This window comes from Roseburia lenta, from assembly GCF_014287435.1.
Taxonomy (GTDB): Bacteria; Bacillota; Clostridia; order Lachnospirales; family Lachnospiraceae; genus Pararoseburia; species Pararoseburia lenta.
The window spans coordinates 22,534-36,350 of sequence record NZ_JACOPG010000005.1 but is presented as its reverse complement, the minus strand read 5'-3'; the positions used below and the strand labels follow the sequence as shown (position 1 = coordinate 36,350).

General features: G+C 47.6%; 12 protein-coding genes and 1 tRNA gene. 2 read left to right on the top strand and 11 right to left on the bottom strand.

All coding sequences use genetic code 11. The features are described from left to right. Positions 1-24: 24 nt before the first annotated feature. From H8R94_RS11535 to H8R94_RS11490, 10 genes are all read right to left on the bottom strand, one after another. On the bottom strand, positions 25-1,680 hold the full coding sequence (locus H8R94_RS11535) for a nucleoside kinase (RefSeq protein WP_186854714.1): 1,656 nt from the start codon (positions 1,678-1,680) through the stop codon (positions 25-27). 5 nt (positions 1,681-1,685) lie between these two features. Further along, on the bottom strand, positions 1,686-2,468 hold the full coding sequence (locus H8R94_RS11530; RefSeq protein WP_186854713.1) for a Nif3-like dinuclear metal center hexameric protein: 783 nt from the start codon (positions 2,466-2,468) through the stop codon (positions 1,686-1,688). A gap of 27 nt (positions 2,469-2,495) precedes the next feature. Next, positions 2,496-3,203 (bottom strand): tRNA (adenine(22)-N(1))-methyltransferase, encoded by a 708-nt coding sequence (locus tag H8R94_RS11525; RefSeq protein WP_186854712.1) that lies wholly within the window; start codon positions 3,201-3,203, stop codon positions 2,496-2,498. Then, positions 3,203-4,468: an RNA polymerase sigma factor RpoD gene (gene rpoD, locus H8R94_RS11520; protein ID WP_243098774.1), complete on the bottom strand. Its 1,266-nt coding sequence runs from the start codon at positions 4,466-4,468 to the stop codon at positions 3,203-3,205. The genes H8R94_RS11525 and rpoD overlap by 1 nt, the downstream gene beginning before the upstream one ends. A gap of 29 nt (positions 4,469-4,497) precedes the next feature. Next, entirely contained in the window at positions 4,498-6,285 is a 1,788-nt protein-coding gene (gene dnaG, locus H8R94_RS11515; RefSeq protein WP_186854710.1) for a DNA primase, read from the bottom strand. Positions 6,286-6,303: 18 nt separating this feature from the next. Beyond that, on the bottom strand, positions 6,304-7,356 hold the full coding sequence (locus tag H8R94_RS11510) for a deoxyguanosinetriphosphate triphosphohydrolase (RefSeq protein ID WP_118281891.1): 1,053 nt from the start codon (positions 7,354-7,356) through the stop codon (positions 6,304-6,306). 83 nt (positions 7,357-7,439) lie between these two features. Beyond that, positions 7,440-7,982 carry a phosphohydrolase gene (locus H8R94_RS11505; protein ID WP_186854709.1) on the bottom strand — a complete coding sequence of 181 codons (543 nt, stop codon included), beginning with the start codon at positions 7,980-7,982 and terminating at the stop codon, positions 7,440-7,442. Positions 7,983-8,140: 158 nt separating this feature from the next. Further along, positions 8,141-8,770 (bottom strand): Maf family protein, encoded by a 630-nt coding sequence (locus H8R94_RS11500; protein ID WP_118281803.1) that lies wholly within the window; start codon positions 8,768-8,770, stop codon positions 8,141-8,143. Between the two features lie 67 nt (positions 8,771-8,837). Next, complete coding sequence (locus tag H8R94_RS11495) at positions 8,838-9,638, bottom strand: motility protein A (RefSeq protein WP_243238511.1); 801 nt, start codon at positions 9,636-9,638, stop codon at positions 8,838-8,840. Positions 9,639-9,734: 96 nt separating this feature from the next. Continuing rightward, positions 9,735-10,385, bottom strand: coding sequence for a helix-turn-helix domain-containing protein (locus H8R94_RS11490; protein ID WP_158573068.1), 651 nt, complete (start codon positions 10,383-10,385; stop codon positions 9,735-9,737). 147 nt (positions 10,386-10,532) lie between these two features. On the opposite strand from H8R94_RS11490, the gene H8R94_RS11485 reads away from it, so the two are divergent. Together H8R94_RS11485 and H8R94_RS11480 are read left to right on the top strand one after the other, a co-directional pair. Continuing rightward, positions 10,533-10,617, top strand: a tRNA-Leu gene (locus tag H8R94_RS11485). 315 nt (positions 10,618-10,932) lie between these two features. Continuing rightward, positions 10,933-12,285, top strand: a complete 1,353-nt coding sequence (locus H8R94_RS11480; protein WP_186854708.1) for an MATE family efflux transporter — start codon at positions 10,933-10,935, stop codon at positions 12,283-12,285. 88 nt (positions 12,286-12,373) lie between these two features. Here H8R94_RS11480 and uxaC read toward each other — a convergent pair whose 3' ends face one another. Next, a complete protein-coding gene (uxaC, locus tag H8R94_RS11475) occupies positions 12,374-13,768 on the bottom strand; it encodes a glucuronate isomerase (RefSeq protein ID WP_186854707.1) in 1,395 nt (464 codons plus the stop codon). Between the last annotated feature and the right edge of the window lie 49 nt (positions 13,769-13,817).

Below are 13,817 nucleotides of genomic sequence, written 5' to 3'. Positions count from 1 at the left end.
TTTATGAAATTAGTATATCTTATTTTAAACGTTAAAACAACTTCCACCGATAAATTCCCGCACTAAGGAATTGTTGCAGATATCGTCCGCTGGCATCCCCAGAAAATAATCCAGCAATTTGATCAGGCGCTTTGCCTCGGCATATTCCGGGCAGTCTTGATCGATCGCCAAAAGCTGCGGCATGGCATAGATCTTTAACACTGCCATCTCATAGATGAGCGCGGAATTGAACATCTCATCTGCCTGTTCCTGGAATGGAAAAATGTTCTTTTCCTCACCACGGCGCACAGAATCCCACATAGCAATGGTCTCTTTTGCGCTGGTGCCTCTGGTTCTGGCATCCCTTACGATACGGCGGATCAATCTGCCGTCGGTCGTCGAGAGCGGGTTGTGCTCGTCGATATTTAACTGGGTCAAGGCACTTATGTAGATCTTGAACTTGCTCTCTTTCGGCAAAGATCCGGACATCTTTTCGTTCAGTCCATGGATGCCCTCGATCACAAGGATATCGCGTTTGCCCAACTGCATATAGTGATCCTTGTATTCACGCTTGCCGGTCTTGAAATTAAAGGTCGGCAGAAGCACACGCTCCCCCTTTAAAAGGCGCACCATGTCCTCATTGAACTGTCCCACATCCAAGCCCTCAATGCACTCAAAATCCTTTTGCCCGAACTCATCCAAAGGAATCTGATCCCGATCCAGATAGTAGTCATCCAGTGGAATCGGATGCGGTGTCACACCAAGGGCACGCAGTTGTGCCGACAGACGGTGGGAAAAGGTCGTCTTACCGGAAGATGACGGACCGGCGATCATGACAAACTTTTTGTCAGGGTCTGCCACGATACGCTCTGCCAGCGCACCGATGCGACGTTCCATGTAGGCTTCCTGCGACAGGATGATTTCTCTGGTCTTTCCTGCACAGACAGCATCGTTTAAAGCGCCAACGGTAGGAATCCCCATATCTGCGCCCCACTGCTCGGATGCCTGCATGACATGAAAGAGTTTGTTTGCCGGAGCAAAAGGAGCGACCTCGGTCGTCACCTTGTCCGGGAACTGCAAAATAAAGCCTTCCTCGTAAGGATAAAGGGCAAAGTAGGACAACATGCCGGTATTTGGTGCCATGTAGCCGTAAAAATAATCCAGACAGCCATCTAATTCATAGACATTGCAGTTGGAACTGGAGCGATAATGCATCAGGCGTTCCTTATCCTGCATACCGCACTTGGCAAAAAGTTTTCTGGCATCCTCGGTCTTCATGGTCTTTTTTTCGATCGTAAGATTTTTTTCTACCAGGGCAAGCATTTCCTTTTTCAAATTCTCCAGCCATGCAGAGTCTATGACCTTCCTGCCCTCCATCCGGCAATAATAGCCTGCTCCCAGAGAATGTTCCACATGCAAAATTTCTGTCCCATCCGGATACAGCTGCTGCAAGGCACGCTGCATCAAAAAGACAACGCTTCTGCGATAGGCGCGTCTGCCATTCTTATCCTTGGTCGTAAGAAAAGCAATGTCGCCATCCCCCGGTATGACCTGTCCCAGTTCGATCAACTTGTTGTTAAAGACAGCCAGGATGATCGCATCCTCATACTGATCCTGCCACGCCTGCGCCAAGTGTAAAAAAGTCGTGCCTTTTTCATATTGGTAAGTTTTTCCCTGCACGCATACATTGATTTCCTGCATATCTCTCACCTCGTAACGATCCAAAAAGGCTCTGCAAAAGGCTCTGTGACGACCTCTAATTCTGCCGCCTCCTTTGCAAGCCAGTTCTTCATATATTCCATGTAAATGTGCTCGATCCCATAATGTCCGGCATCAATGATAGAAAGTCCGTCTGCCACGGCATCGATCCCGGAATGATGGTCGATATCCCCGGTAATGTAGGCATCTGCTCCTTTTTCTATTGCCAGACCGATCTCACTCTTGCCGGAACCCGGACACATGGCGATACTCTGCACCATCCGATCCTTATCGCCAAAGACCTTGACATGGGAGAGTCCAAAGGCATCCCGCACACGCTCTGCCAGATCATAAAGACTGACCGCCTGCGTCAATTTGCCCAGACAACCGATGCCCCTGCCATCCTCCGGCGAGGTGACTTCCAAAGCCTCGATATCCATAAGCCCTAACTGCTCTGCCGCGATCTGACCCATGACACAGACATCAAAATTGGTATGCATGGCATAATAAGCAATGCCGTGCTGTGCCAGTGCCAGGATCCGCCTGCCGATAAAATCATCTGCATTCACACGCTTGATGCCGCCAAAGATCAGCGGATGGTGGGTCAGGATCATGTCTGCCCCACAATCTATCGCGTGTTCTAGGACTGCATCGGTCAGATCCAGTGCCACATAGCCCTTGTGGATTTCCTGTTCCTTATCTCCGACCAAAAGTCCTACATTGTCCCAATCCAGCGCCTGCTCGCGCGGGATCTCTTTTTCGATCCGCTCTGTCAGATCCATCACTCTCATCGCAAGATCACCTCTTATTTCTTCTGTTTACCACAGACACTTTTGTATCTCCTGCAAATATGCCTGCACTTCCTGCGTCCTCTTTTCGATCGCCGGTGTCTGCTTTTGTCCTGCCAGACGCTCCAAGACCTCTTTTTGGATCCGCTCCTCCCGGAGCAGATAAGCATGTAAGACCGGGTGCTTTTTTTGCAAAAGCATAGGTCCAAAGAGGAAATCATGCTCTGCTACGCTCTGCCTGCGGGCTTTGGTCTCCGGCACATATCTGACTTTCATCATAGGATAATATTTGCCATCTTCCAAGACCATGTCCTCATCCACGATCTCATAGCCCTCATTACACAAAAAGCGGCGCACTTCTTTCAGTTCTGACTGGGGCTGCAAGATCAAGTCTTTGACACTTTGCGCGACCTTTCTTCCCTCAGTCAAAATATGTATGACGATACCTCCGCCCATACCGGCGATCAGTACGGTATCGATTTCTTCTGCACTGGCGGCAGCCAGTCCATCCGAACGGCGCGTCTGAATCTTATCCTCCAAGCCCACTTCCGCTATATGGGTCTTTGCCGCTAAAAGCGGTCCTTCCCCGATATCCATAGCGATGGCTGACGGAATGATCTGCTCCTGCACCAGATAGATGGGCAGATAGCCGTGATCGCATCCCACATCGCAAAGCCGGCTGCCCGGTGTGACCAGGTGTGCCAATGCCTCCATGCGTTTTGATAAACGTACCGCCATTACTCTAAGTAATCCTTTAACTTGCGGCTGCGGCTTGGATGACGCAGTTTACGCAAAGCCTTTGCCTCGATCTGACGGATACGCTCACGGGTAACGTTAAATTCCTTACCAACTTCTTCCAGTGTTCTGGCTCTGCCATCCTCAAGGCCGAAACGAAGGATCAGAACCTTCTGCTCACGCTCGGTCAGTGTACCAAGCACTTCTTCCAACTGTTCTTTTAATAAGGTAAAGGTCGCTGCATCCGCAGGTACCGGTACATTGTCGTCCTGAATGAAGTCTCCCAGATGAGAGTCTTCTTCCTCACCGATCGGGGTCTCCAAAGAAACCGGTTCCTGAGAGATCTTTAAGATCTCACGCACACGCTCGACCGGCATATCCATCTCTGCTGCGATCTCTTCCGGGGTAGGTTCACGTCCCAACTCCTGCAAGAGTTGTCTGGAAACGCGGATAAGTTTGTTGATGGTTTCGACCATATGCACTGGGATACGGATGGTTCTTGCCTGATCGGCAATGGCTCTTGTGATCGCCTGACGGATCCACCATGTTGCATAGGTTGAAAACTTGTAACCCTTACGATAGTCAAACTTTTCTACGGCTTTGATCAGACCGAGGTTACCTTCCTGGATCAGATCAAGGAAAAGCATACCACGTCCTACATAACGCTTTGCGATGGAAACAACCAGACGAAGGTTTGCCTCAGCCAGACGCTTCTTTGCCTCCTGATCGCCCAGTTCCATACGCTTTGCAAGTTCGATCTCTTCCTCTGCGGTAAGAAGCGGTACTTTACCGATCTCCTTTAAGTACATACGCACCGGATCCTCTGTGCTGATGCCGTCCGGTACGGAAAGGTCGATCTTTTCTACTTCCACATCATCGTCATCATCCAAGATGATGTCGTCATCATTATCCTGTAAACGCAAGACATCAATGTTGTTTTTCTCAAGGAAATCCAAAATTGCCTCGAACTGATCCGGCAACAACTGCATATCTTTGAAATAATCACTGATCTCCTGATACTCAAGGACATTCTTTCTGTCTTTGGCAAGTTCCAATAACTCGCCCAACTTCTTCTGAAATTCTGCCTTTTTGGTTTCATCCTCTTTTGCATTTTCAGCATTTTCTGTCTTTTTACTGCTCTTTTTTGCAGTCGTTTTCTTGGCGGTAGTCTTCTTTGCGCCGGACTTTGTTTCTGCTTTTTCCTCTGTCTTTACGCTTTCTTCTACCACTTCTTGTGTTTCTACTGTGCTTTCGCTTTTTTTCGCCATTTCTACATCCTCTCTCATGTATTTTGCCCTTATTTAAAGGAAATATGCAATTTCTCCATCTCCTGGAGTCTGCGTTTATCGTCTATGATCTGTTTCAGACCATTCATATCGGTAGGGTCTAAATTGCGCCGCCTCTGCTCCATGCTGTTCTGCTTGATCCGCACCAGCGTCTCGCGGATGGCCTTTTCCCAGTCGGCATCGGTTTCCATCCCCTGCACATTTGTGTTAAAGATCTCTGCCACCTGCCTCTGGCTCTCCTCATCGGAAAAGAGGCTCACGATACGCGCCGGATTGAGTTCTCCCCCCTCTGCAAACTGGGTAAAGAGTTCCCGTGCCACTGTCTCATAAATGCCCTCGGTAAAATCCGCCGGTTCGATATAATCCCGGATGGCTGCATAGATCTGCGGCCGTTCGACCAGCCATGTCAGAAGCAGACGCTGTGACTGCATCATGCCGTCCTCTCTGGTCTTTTTCTTTTGTACACCGGACTTGAGCCGCTGCGGCTCACGCTCACTGATGATCCCGCCTTTGGTTCCCAGATGATTGACCATCTGGCGCATATTGTCAAAACCAACCTGATAGCGGCTGGCGATCGCTTCGATATAATTGTTGCGTTCCAGTTCTTCCGGGAATTCCAAGATCCGCTTTGCCACCTCATAGTAAAAGGCTGACTTGCTCTCCGGGTCGCTCATGTCATAGTCTCGCTCCAAAATACGGATGGTAAAAAGGAAACTATTCTCTGCTTCATCGATCCTGTGCTGATACTCCTCCGCCCCTAAGGCTTTGATAAACTCATCCGGATCTTTGTGCGGTTTCATGTTGATAACCTTACAGGTGATTCCGGCTTCTTTTAAGATCGGGATAGCACGCAGGGCTGCCTTGGTTCCCGCGCCATCGGAGTCGTAACTTAGATAGACATCCTTGCCGTACCGCTTGATCATGTTGGCATGTCCACTGGTCAGAGCCGTTCCAAGGGAAGCGATCGCATTGTCAAAGCCCGCCTGATGCAGGGCAATCACGTCCATATAACCCTCACAAAGGATGAACTGATCTTTTTTCGTCCGCCTTGCCAGTTGCAGACCGTAAAGAGTCCGGCTCTTGTTAAAGATCATGGTCTCCGGGGAGTTTAAGTATTTGGGCTCTCCATCGCCCATGACACGCCCGCCGAATGCCACCACCTTATTGTTGGCATCCATGATGGGGAACATGGCACGGTTCCAGAACTTGTCATGTGCTCCCCTTGCCTCGTCTATGGTCACCAGTCCGCTGTCCTTTAGGACTTCATCTGTGTAGCCCTTTTTGCGCAGATACTGGTATAGGTCATTGCTGTATTTGTCGGAATAGCCCAGACCAAACTTTTGCATGGTCTCCGGGGACAATTCTCTTTTGGTAAAATATTGGTAGGCTAATTTTCCTTTTTCGCTGCGGAGCAGACTGTAAAAGTATTTGGCTGCCTCCTTGTTGATCTCAAAGAGGATGTTTCGCTTATCCGCTTCCCGCCTGGCCTCGGAAGTCATCTCCTGCTTGGGGAGTTCGATCCCGGCGCGGTCTGCCAGTGCCTCCATTGCCTCCGAGAAGGTGAAATTTTCATACTCCATCAAAAAGGTAAAAACATTGCCTCCTGCGCCACAGCCGAAGCAATAATACATCTGCTTGGACGGCGTGACGGAAAAAGAACCTGTTTTTTCACTATGAAAAGGACAGAGTCCAAAATAGGACGAGCCTTTTTTTTGTAAATGAACATATTGTGATATCACATCGACGATGTCATTGCGGGAACGCACTTCCTCGATGGTATCGTTATCATAATATGGCATAGTTTTGCCTCTTTTCCATTAGTATCCGTCTACTTGCCATGATAGCGGCATGAAAAATTCGTTGAACTTGGTAACGGCATACTGATCCGTCATACCGGCAATATAATCGCAGACCACACGGTCTTTTGCCTCATGCCCTTCCTCGATCATGCGCGTATATTTCATTGGCAGTTGGTCTATATGTTCCATGTAATATTCAAACAACTGGCTCAGCATACGCTGGGCTTTGACTTCCTCTGCCTTTGCGACCGGGTTCTGATATACATTGGAAAACATGAACTTGCGCAGATCGTACATTGCCTGTTCCATTTCCGCAGACATAGCGATCGGCTCTAAGTCATTGCGACATTCTTTGTCCATGATGTCAATGTTGTGCAGACTGCTCATGATCACATCATGAATCAGATTATCCAGTCGTTCTCTTGTCGTATGTCCTAGAGTATTGCGCAGTTCCTTTGGAATATCATCCTCGGTCAGGATCAATCCGCGGATAGCATCGTCAATATCATGGTTGATATAGGCGATCTTATCGGATAAACGGACGATCTTGCCCTCCGGTGTCGCCGGGATGGTGCTGGTCTGGTGATTGCGGATGCCGTCGCGCACTTCCCATGTGAGGTTGAGTCCCTCGCCGTCTTTTTCCAGATGCTCTACAATACGCACGCTCTGCTCGCTATGTACAAAACCGCCCTGACACAGTTCGTTGAGCGTCCGCTCTCCCGCGTGTCCAAACGGTGTGTGTCCCAGATCGTGTCCCAGTGCGATCGCCTCCACCAGATCTTCGTTTAAGCGGAGTGCCTTGCCGATAGTCCTGGCATTCTGCGATACCTCAAGCGTATGCGACATACGCGTGCGGTAATGGTCGCCCTTTGGGGTCAGAAAAACCTGAGTCTTATTTTTCAAACGACGGAAAGACTTGCAATGTAAGATACGGTCGCGGTCTCTTTGAAAGACCGGACGAATGTCACACTGTGGTTCCTCCCGATCACGCCCCCTTGAATTTTCACTCAAGGTTGCATAAGGACTGAGTGTTTCACGCTCCATATCCTCAATGGTTTCTCTTATGGTCATAGTCATGTCCTTTCAAAAAATAAACACTCTCTTATTCTTTCTTACGCGCCAAAGGACATTTTCCTTTATTTTTTTGAGGGATACTACAGCAGGGCGCTGATCTTGTGGAACATCAAAAGAAAGTCTTCTTCTACATCTTCAAACGGCTTGGTACTAAAAGCCGGTCTGGTCAAGATCTCATGCTCCGGGATATCCAGTTCCTCATTCATAAAACATTTAAACTCATGGAAAAGCATGGCATCATCCACCGACTTGATCTGTGCCATTTCTTCCTCTGACGGACACTGCCCCAAAAACTTTTCAAAGATCATATTTTGCAGTTTTTCCTCTGCCACAAGATAGGCACTCATGTGCTGCTTGAGGGGTCTGGTGATGTCAGCCATATAAGCCTCACTGCCATCATGGAGCAGACAGCCCAAAACTACCCGCGCGCTGTAGCCGCGCTCCAACGCCTCATAAGCACATCCGACCGAGTGCTGTCCCACCGAATAGAACTGGCTGAAATGCCCATTGGCGCGTGTCATCAGAGAAAGCGCATGGGCGATGTCATTGATATCAATGTCCGCCATCTCAGGCTCCATAATGGTAAAATGTTTCTTTGTGTATGTTGTAATATAGTCCTGCATTGCTTATCCGTCCTCTTTTATACTGTGCCTTTCTTTTACACAAAAAAAGAAAAACCTCACCGCAATGTGTCAGATTTTTCTTCTTCGCGGCACTCTTCATTTTGAGATATATTCTATCATATATCCTATGTAAAAATGTGCCAAAATATCCTATAAAACTAATATGATTTTCGTTCCATCAAAAATGGCTTTAACTCATGATAGACTGACGCCACCGGCAGTCCCACAACATTATTGTAATCGCCTTCGATTCCTGTGATATGTCTTGCAAATATGCCCTGTATGCCATAGGCTCCCGCCTTATCCATCGGATCTTTTGTGGCAATATAATCCGCGATTTCCTGATCGGAGAGTTTGGCGACATGCACATCCGTGCACTCGTAAAAGGTCTTTTTCCCTTCTTTAGATAAGATCGTCACCCCAGTAAAGACCTGATGAACGCGACCGGATAAAAGATGCAGCATACGCGCGGCATCCGCCTCGTCCTTTGGTTTGCCCAAAACAAAGAATTTTTCTTCCTGTCCTTGTTCCAACTGCTTGCTGTCAGCAGACTGGCGGACGCATACGATGGTGTCCGCTCCGATCACCACGGCGTCTTCTTTTTCTGCATCTGTCAAAGTATCCCAGACAGCCTGCGCCTTGATCTCGGATAATTCCTGTCCGATCTGCCCCGGCTGACTTGCCGTCGTGAACTCCTCGGCTCCACTGGTACGAACCTCAAACTCCAGTCCGATCTGTTCCAATAATTCTTTTCTTCTCGGCGATGCCGATGCTAAAATCAGTTTCATTGTCTATTTCCTATCCTTATTTTTCCTAATATAAGAATATCATAGCGGACAAGATGGCATTTTGCAATCATCCCATAGCCCCGGCTTCCTCCGCCTTGTCCATGACATCATTTTCCACAATGGCGGAAAGTTTTTCTTTGATGATGCGGGAGTTTTCCCCTGCCTGGATCGACAAGACGCCCTCGACTACCAGTTCCATGGAAAGTGCTTCTGCCGCTCCGCTCTTTTCCAGCTTGCGTGCAATGGGAATACAGATCCAGTTGGCAATGATGGAGCCATACAGGGTCGTGATCAGTGCCAGTGACATACCGGAACCGATTGCCGAAGAGTCCGATCCCATGGTCTTCATCATATTGATCAGCCCAATCAGGGTGCCGACCATGCCCCATGCCGGAGCATAGGCGCCAAAATCCTCCCAGAACTTCACACGTTTTTTGTTACATTCATAGGTGTGGGTCAGTTCCGCTTCCATAATATCTCTGACCAATTCCGGGTCGGAGCCATCCACGACCAGGCGAATACCTTTTTCCAGATAGGGATTGCCCAGATCATGCGTTGTCTCCTCTAATGCCAGCAGACCTTCTTTTCGCGCGGTGTCGGACATTTGCAAGATCGTTTTTGTCAGCTGTCCGGCATCTTCTTCCTTATTTTGAAATGCAACCAAGATACCTTTTGCCCCATAGGCAAAATCTTCAAAGGAATCAGCCGTCGTAAGCACCGCACACAAGGCACCGCCCGCCGTCAAAATAAAGGATGGCAAGTGCAGATACTGCACGATCGTAGAAAGTCCACCGTTGGTTGCCACGCCAAAAATGATCGCCATAAAGCATAAGAAAAATCCCATCATTCCAGCCTTGTTCAGTTTCATCTTTTATCACTCCTCGTTTCCTTCGTTTGATAAAAGCATACTGAATAGGCACCGTAGAGAAAACCTACGAACCGTAGAATAACTCTACTCCTGACTCTACCGCATACGTTGTTCCAGCACGAACAGGACAAGATAGGCAATCAGCGCATATAGGACAGACAAGATACATACTGCCAGATTAGCTCCCAGTAAAGGGATGTTCTGCACGTTTCCGACAACGCAGACCACCGCCATCAGACTTTCGCATATGCCAACCGGGAGTACGATCTTTCGTAGAAAAGGTATGACTTCTCTTTTTGTCCTTTTTCCGGAAAAGAGCGTCAGTGCCGTACAGATACAAGCCAGAACCAAAAGCGACGGCAGATCAAGATACCAGGTCATATTGGATCCCGATACCGGAAAAAGTCCAGCCACGCCCAAGACCAATAAAATGCCGCCCAGGAGCAGAGACATTCTGTTTTGCTTTTTGGTCTCGTGATTTTCCTGCAAAAGATAAAGCATATTGTCCTCTGCTTTTGGGGGATATTCCTCCGGCGGAAGTTTTTGACCAGAAAGCAACTCGTTGATCGTAACATCCAAGGCTGTGCATATATTTTCCAGATAAGATACATCCGGTATGCCCTTGCCTGTCTCCCATTTTGAGATCGTCTTGTCACTGATATGTAAGATATCTGCGAGTTCTTTTTGTGTCATGCCCTTTTCTCTGCGCATTTTCTGCATGAATGCGCCAACATTTTCCTGTGCCATGCGTTTTCTCCTGTAAAATCTTTGTGTTCTCATTTTACCATGAAATCATTTTCTTGTGATGGAATTTTTCCTCCAAATAAAATCGAAAAAGTCGTTGACATTTGGTGTCCGATTTGATATTATAATCAAGTCGTCGCGAGATGATATGCGGAAGTGTCGGAACTGGCAGACGAGCAAGACTAAGGATCTTGTGTTCATTGCGAACGTGTGGGTTCAAGTCCCATCTTCCGCATTTACTGATAGGAAACCTTTTGAAATAGGTTTCCTTTTTTGTTATCATAATTACTATATTCTCATTGTTAATCCTGGTATATGGAGGTAGCATATGGAAACCTGCAATCTAAAGGAATTTCAATCCAAATCGGAGCATATGCATCCTTATGTTATGTAAAAACGACCTTTTGCACATTTTACATATCCTGCTCTTTTCTCAGCAATTTTTGCGTTTTCTTCAACCTAACTTGTCATCCCCACAAAATCCCTTGACACAGGCTTTGTTTTCCCAATACAATAGCATAAGTTTCACAAAATACGAAGGAGTTTACCTATGTTACAAACCAAGATAAAAGACAACGAATTAGCGCAACAAATGTTGCATCTCGTTGTCCCTATCGCTATACAGCAATTTATGTTAGCACTCGTCAGTGCGACCGATGCCCTGATGCTGGGCTTTGTCGATCAGGCATCCCTGTCCGCAGTTTCCCTTGCCGGACAGATCCAGTTTGTCCTCAATCTCTTTATCGCAGGCATTGCTGCCGGATGCGGTATCATTATCGCGCAATACTGGGGAAAAAAAGACACCGCCTCCATCGAAAAGGTCATGCCGGTAGCGCTCTATACCAACCTGATCTTCGGAGGGACTTTTACCGTACTGGCTTTGTGTATTCCAAGCCACCTCATGCAGATCTTTACCAACGATGCAACCCTGATTGCCAACGGCACCTCCTATTTAAGAGCCGTTGCATTTTCCTATGTCCTCTGTGGCATTTCGCAGATCTATTTGATCCTTTTAAAAAATACAGGGCATGCGGCGCTTAGTTCCAAGATCTCATCTACTGCCGTTGTGATCAATATCTGTCTCAATACCATCTTGATCTTTGGCTTTCTTGGTGCACCACGTCTGGGCATCGTCGGCGCCGCTTACGCCACGGTCACAGCCCGTGTTGTAGAACTGATTTGGGCTTATTTTACTGTACGGCGCAGTGGCGACGTTGCCATCCGCTGGGCTGGCATTTTGCATACTGACAGCACTTTGACCAAGGATTTCTGGCACTATACCACACCTGTCCTTGGTGCTTCCCTTGTCTGGGGCATCGCCTTTGTCCTCTACTCCGTCATTCTGGGACACATGGGCAGTAATGCAGTTGCCGCCAATTCCATTGCCAGTATCGTAAAAAGCATGGTGCAGTGCGTCATCCGTGGCGTGAGTGCCGGTGCCGGTATTCTGGTCGGGAATCTGCTGGGTGCCAACCAACTGGAAAAAGCCAAGAATTATGGCGGTCGGATCACGCATATCGCCATTGTTATCGGTATCGTAACCGGTACTCTCCTCATGATCCTGTCTCCATTTATATCGCGCATTGCCCCAATATCGGATACTGCCAGAGGCTATCTTCAATTTATGATGATCGTACTGGGCTTTAACCTCATGGGACAGTCCGTAAATACCACAGTACTGGACGGTATCTTTTGTGCCGGTGGAGATTCCAAATTCGATATGAAAGGTAACCTCGGTGCCATGTGGTGTTTCTCCGTTCCCCTCGGCTTTATTGCAGCCTTTGTCCTCCATGCTCCGGTATGGCTGGTCTACATCATTATCAGTCTGGATGAGATCGTCAAACTTCCGGCAGTCTATATCCATTACAAGAAATATGTCTGGGTACGAAATATCACCCGATAATTTGCCACTTTATGCGAGTGCGCATAAAAAGGTTTATAAACAAGCCAATAGGGACGCTCCTTATGGCAAAAGGAACGTCCCTATTGTACTAGATTTCAAAATAACGTTTTGCATTGCGGTAAGAAATACCCTCTACGATCTTCTGTAAAGACTTGTCGTCTGCCGGGTACTCTCCGTTTTCTACCCAATTTCCGATCAGTTCGCACATAATGCGGCGGAAATACTCATGTCTTGTGTAAGAGAGGAAACTTCTGGAATCTGTCAGCATACCGATAAAGTTGCCAAGGAGTCCTAAGTTCGCCAGCGAAGTCATCTGCTCCATCATGCCGGTCTTATTGTCATTGAACCACCATGCAGAACCATGCTGGATCTTGCCGACTGCCTCAGAAGACTGGAAGCATCCAATGATGGTTCCGATCGCTGCATTGTCGATCGGGTTCAAAGAGTAGATGATGGTCTTTGGCAGTTCATCCGTATATGCCAGGGCATTTAAGAAATCAGCCAGTTCGTTGATCGGTGCACTGGTAGAAATGCTGTCGATACCTGCATCCGGTCCCAAGGCTTCAAAAATCTTGCGGTTGTTGTCACGCTTTACGCCATAATGCAACTGCATTACCCAGTTCAGACGATGGTACTCTTTGCCAAGATGCATGAGCACGCCCATCTTGTACTTACCGATCTCCTCACGGCTCAACTCCTGTCCTGCCATCTTCTTTGCAAATACTGCCTCAACTTCGTCCTCGTTGACATCTGCATATGCAACATATTCCAGACCATGATCGCTGACACAGCAACCTGCTTCCTTGAAGTATTCCATTCTCTTGGTAAGCGCAGTCTTGACATCCGCAAAAGATGTGATCTTCATATCTGCTGCCTGTCCCAGTTTCTCCATATATGAAACGAAATCGTCTTTTTCAATATTGACAGCCTTGTCCGGTCTCCATGATGGAAGAACCTTTACGTTAAAGCTTTCATCCGCTGCAATCACCTTGTGCCAATACAGATCGTCAATTGGATCATCTGTGGTTCCGATCATTTCTACATTGGAATCAAGAATCAGCTGTCTTGCAGACATGGTCTTTAACTTTTCATTACAGAGATTCCATACTTTCTCAGCAGTATCGCCATTTAAGGCACCTGTATATCCAAAGTATCTCTGCAACTCAAGATGTGACCAGTGATAGAGTGGATTTCCGATAGCCATCTCAAGTGTCTCAGCCCATTTCTGGAACTTTTCGCGGTCAGAAGCATCGCCTGTGATGTAACGCTCCTCTACACCGTTAGAACGCATCTGACGCCACTTATAGTGATCACCGCCCAGCCATACCTGTGTGATATTGTCAAAATGTGCATCCTCAGCGATCTCCTGCGGGCTCAAATGACAGTGGTAGTCAATGATCGGCATATTTTCTGCAAAATCATGGAACAAATGCTTTGCTGTATCGGTTGTCAAAAGGAAATCTTTATCCATAAATTTTTTCATAATTTTGTGTCCTTTCTGCTCTCGCACTTCTCTTTTATCACAAAATCGC

Bases quoted from the DNA above. Each gene is read 5' to 3' on its own strand.
- H8R94_RS11535 (WP_186854714.1), bottom strand. From the start codon at position 1,680: ATGCAGGAAATCAATGTATGCGTGCAGGGAAAAACTTACCAATATGAA.
- H8R94_RS11530 (WP_186854713.1), bottom strand. From the start codon at position 2,468: ATGAGAGTGATGGATCTGACAGAGCGGATCGAAAAAGAGATCCCGCGC.
- H8R94_RS11525 (WP_186854712.1), bottom strand. From the start codon at position 3,203: ATGGCGGTACGTTTATCAAAACGCATGGAGGCATTGGCACACCTGGTC.
- rpoD (WP_243098774.1), bottom strand. From the start codon at position 4,468: ATGGCGAAAAAAAGCGAAAGCACAGTAGAAACACAAGAAGTGGTAGAA.
- dnaG (WP_186854710.1), bottom strand. From the start codon at position 6,285: ATGCCATATTATGATAACGATACCATCGAGGAAGTGCGTTCCCGCAAT.
- H8R94_RS11510 (WP_118281891.1), bottom strand. From the start codon at position 7,356: ATGACCATAAGAGAAACCATTGAGGATATGGAGCGTGAAACACTCAGT.
- H8R94_RS11505 (WP_186854709.1), bottom strand. From the start codon at position 7,982: ATGCAGGACTATATTACAACATACACAAAGAAACATTTTACCATTATG.
- H8R94_RS11500 (WP_118281803.1), bottom strand. From the start codon at position 8,770: ATGAAACTGATTTTAGCATCGGCATCGCCGAGAAGAAAAGAATTATTG.
- H8R94_RS11495 (WP_243238511.1), bottom strand. From the start codon at position 9,638: ATGAAACTGAACAAGGCTGGAATGATGGGATTTTTCTTATGCTTTATG.
- H8R94_RS11490 (WP_158573068.1), bottom strand. From the start codon at position 10,385: ATGGCACAGGAAAATGTTGGCGCATTCATGCAGAAAATGCGCAGAGAA.
- H8R94_RS11480 (WP_186854708.1), top strand. From the start codon at position 10,933: ATGTTACAAACCAAGATAAAAGACAACGAATTAGCGCAACAAATGTTG.
- uxaC (WP_186854707.1), bottom strand. From the start codon at position 13,768: ATGAAAAAATTTATGGATAAAGATTTCCTTTTGACAACCGATACAGCA.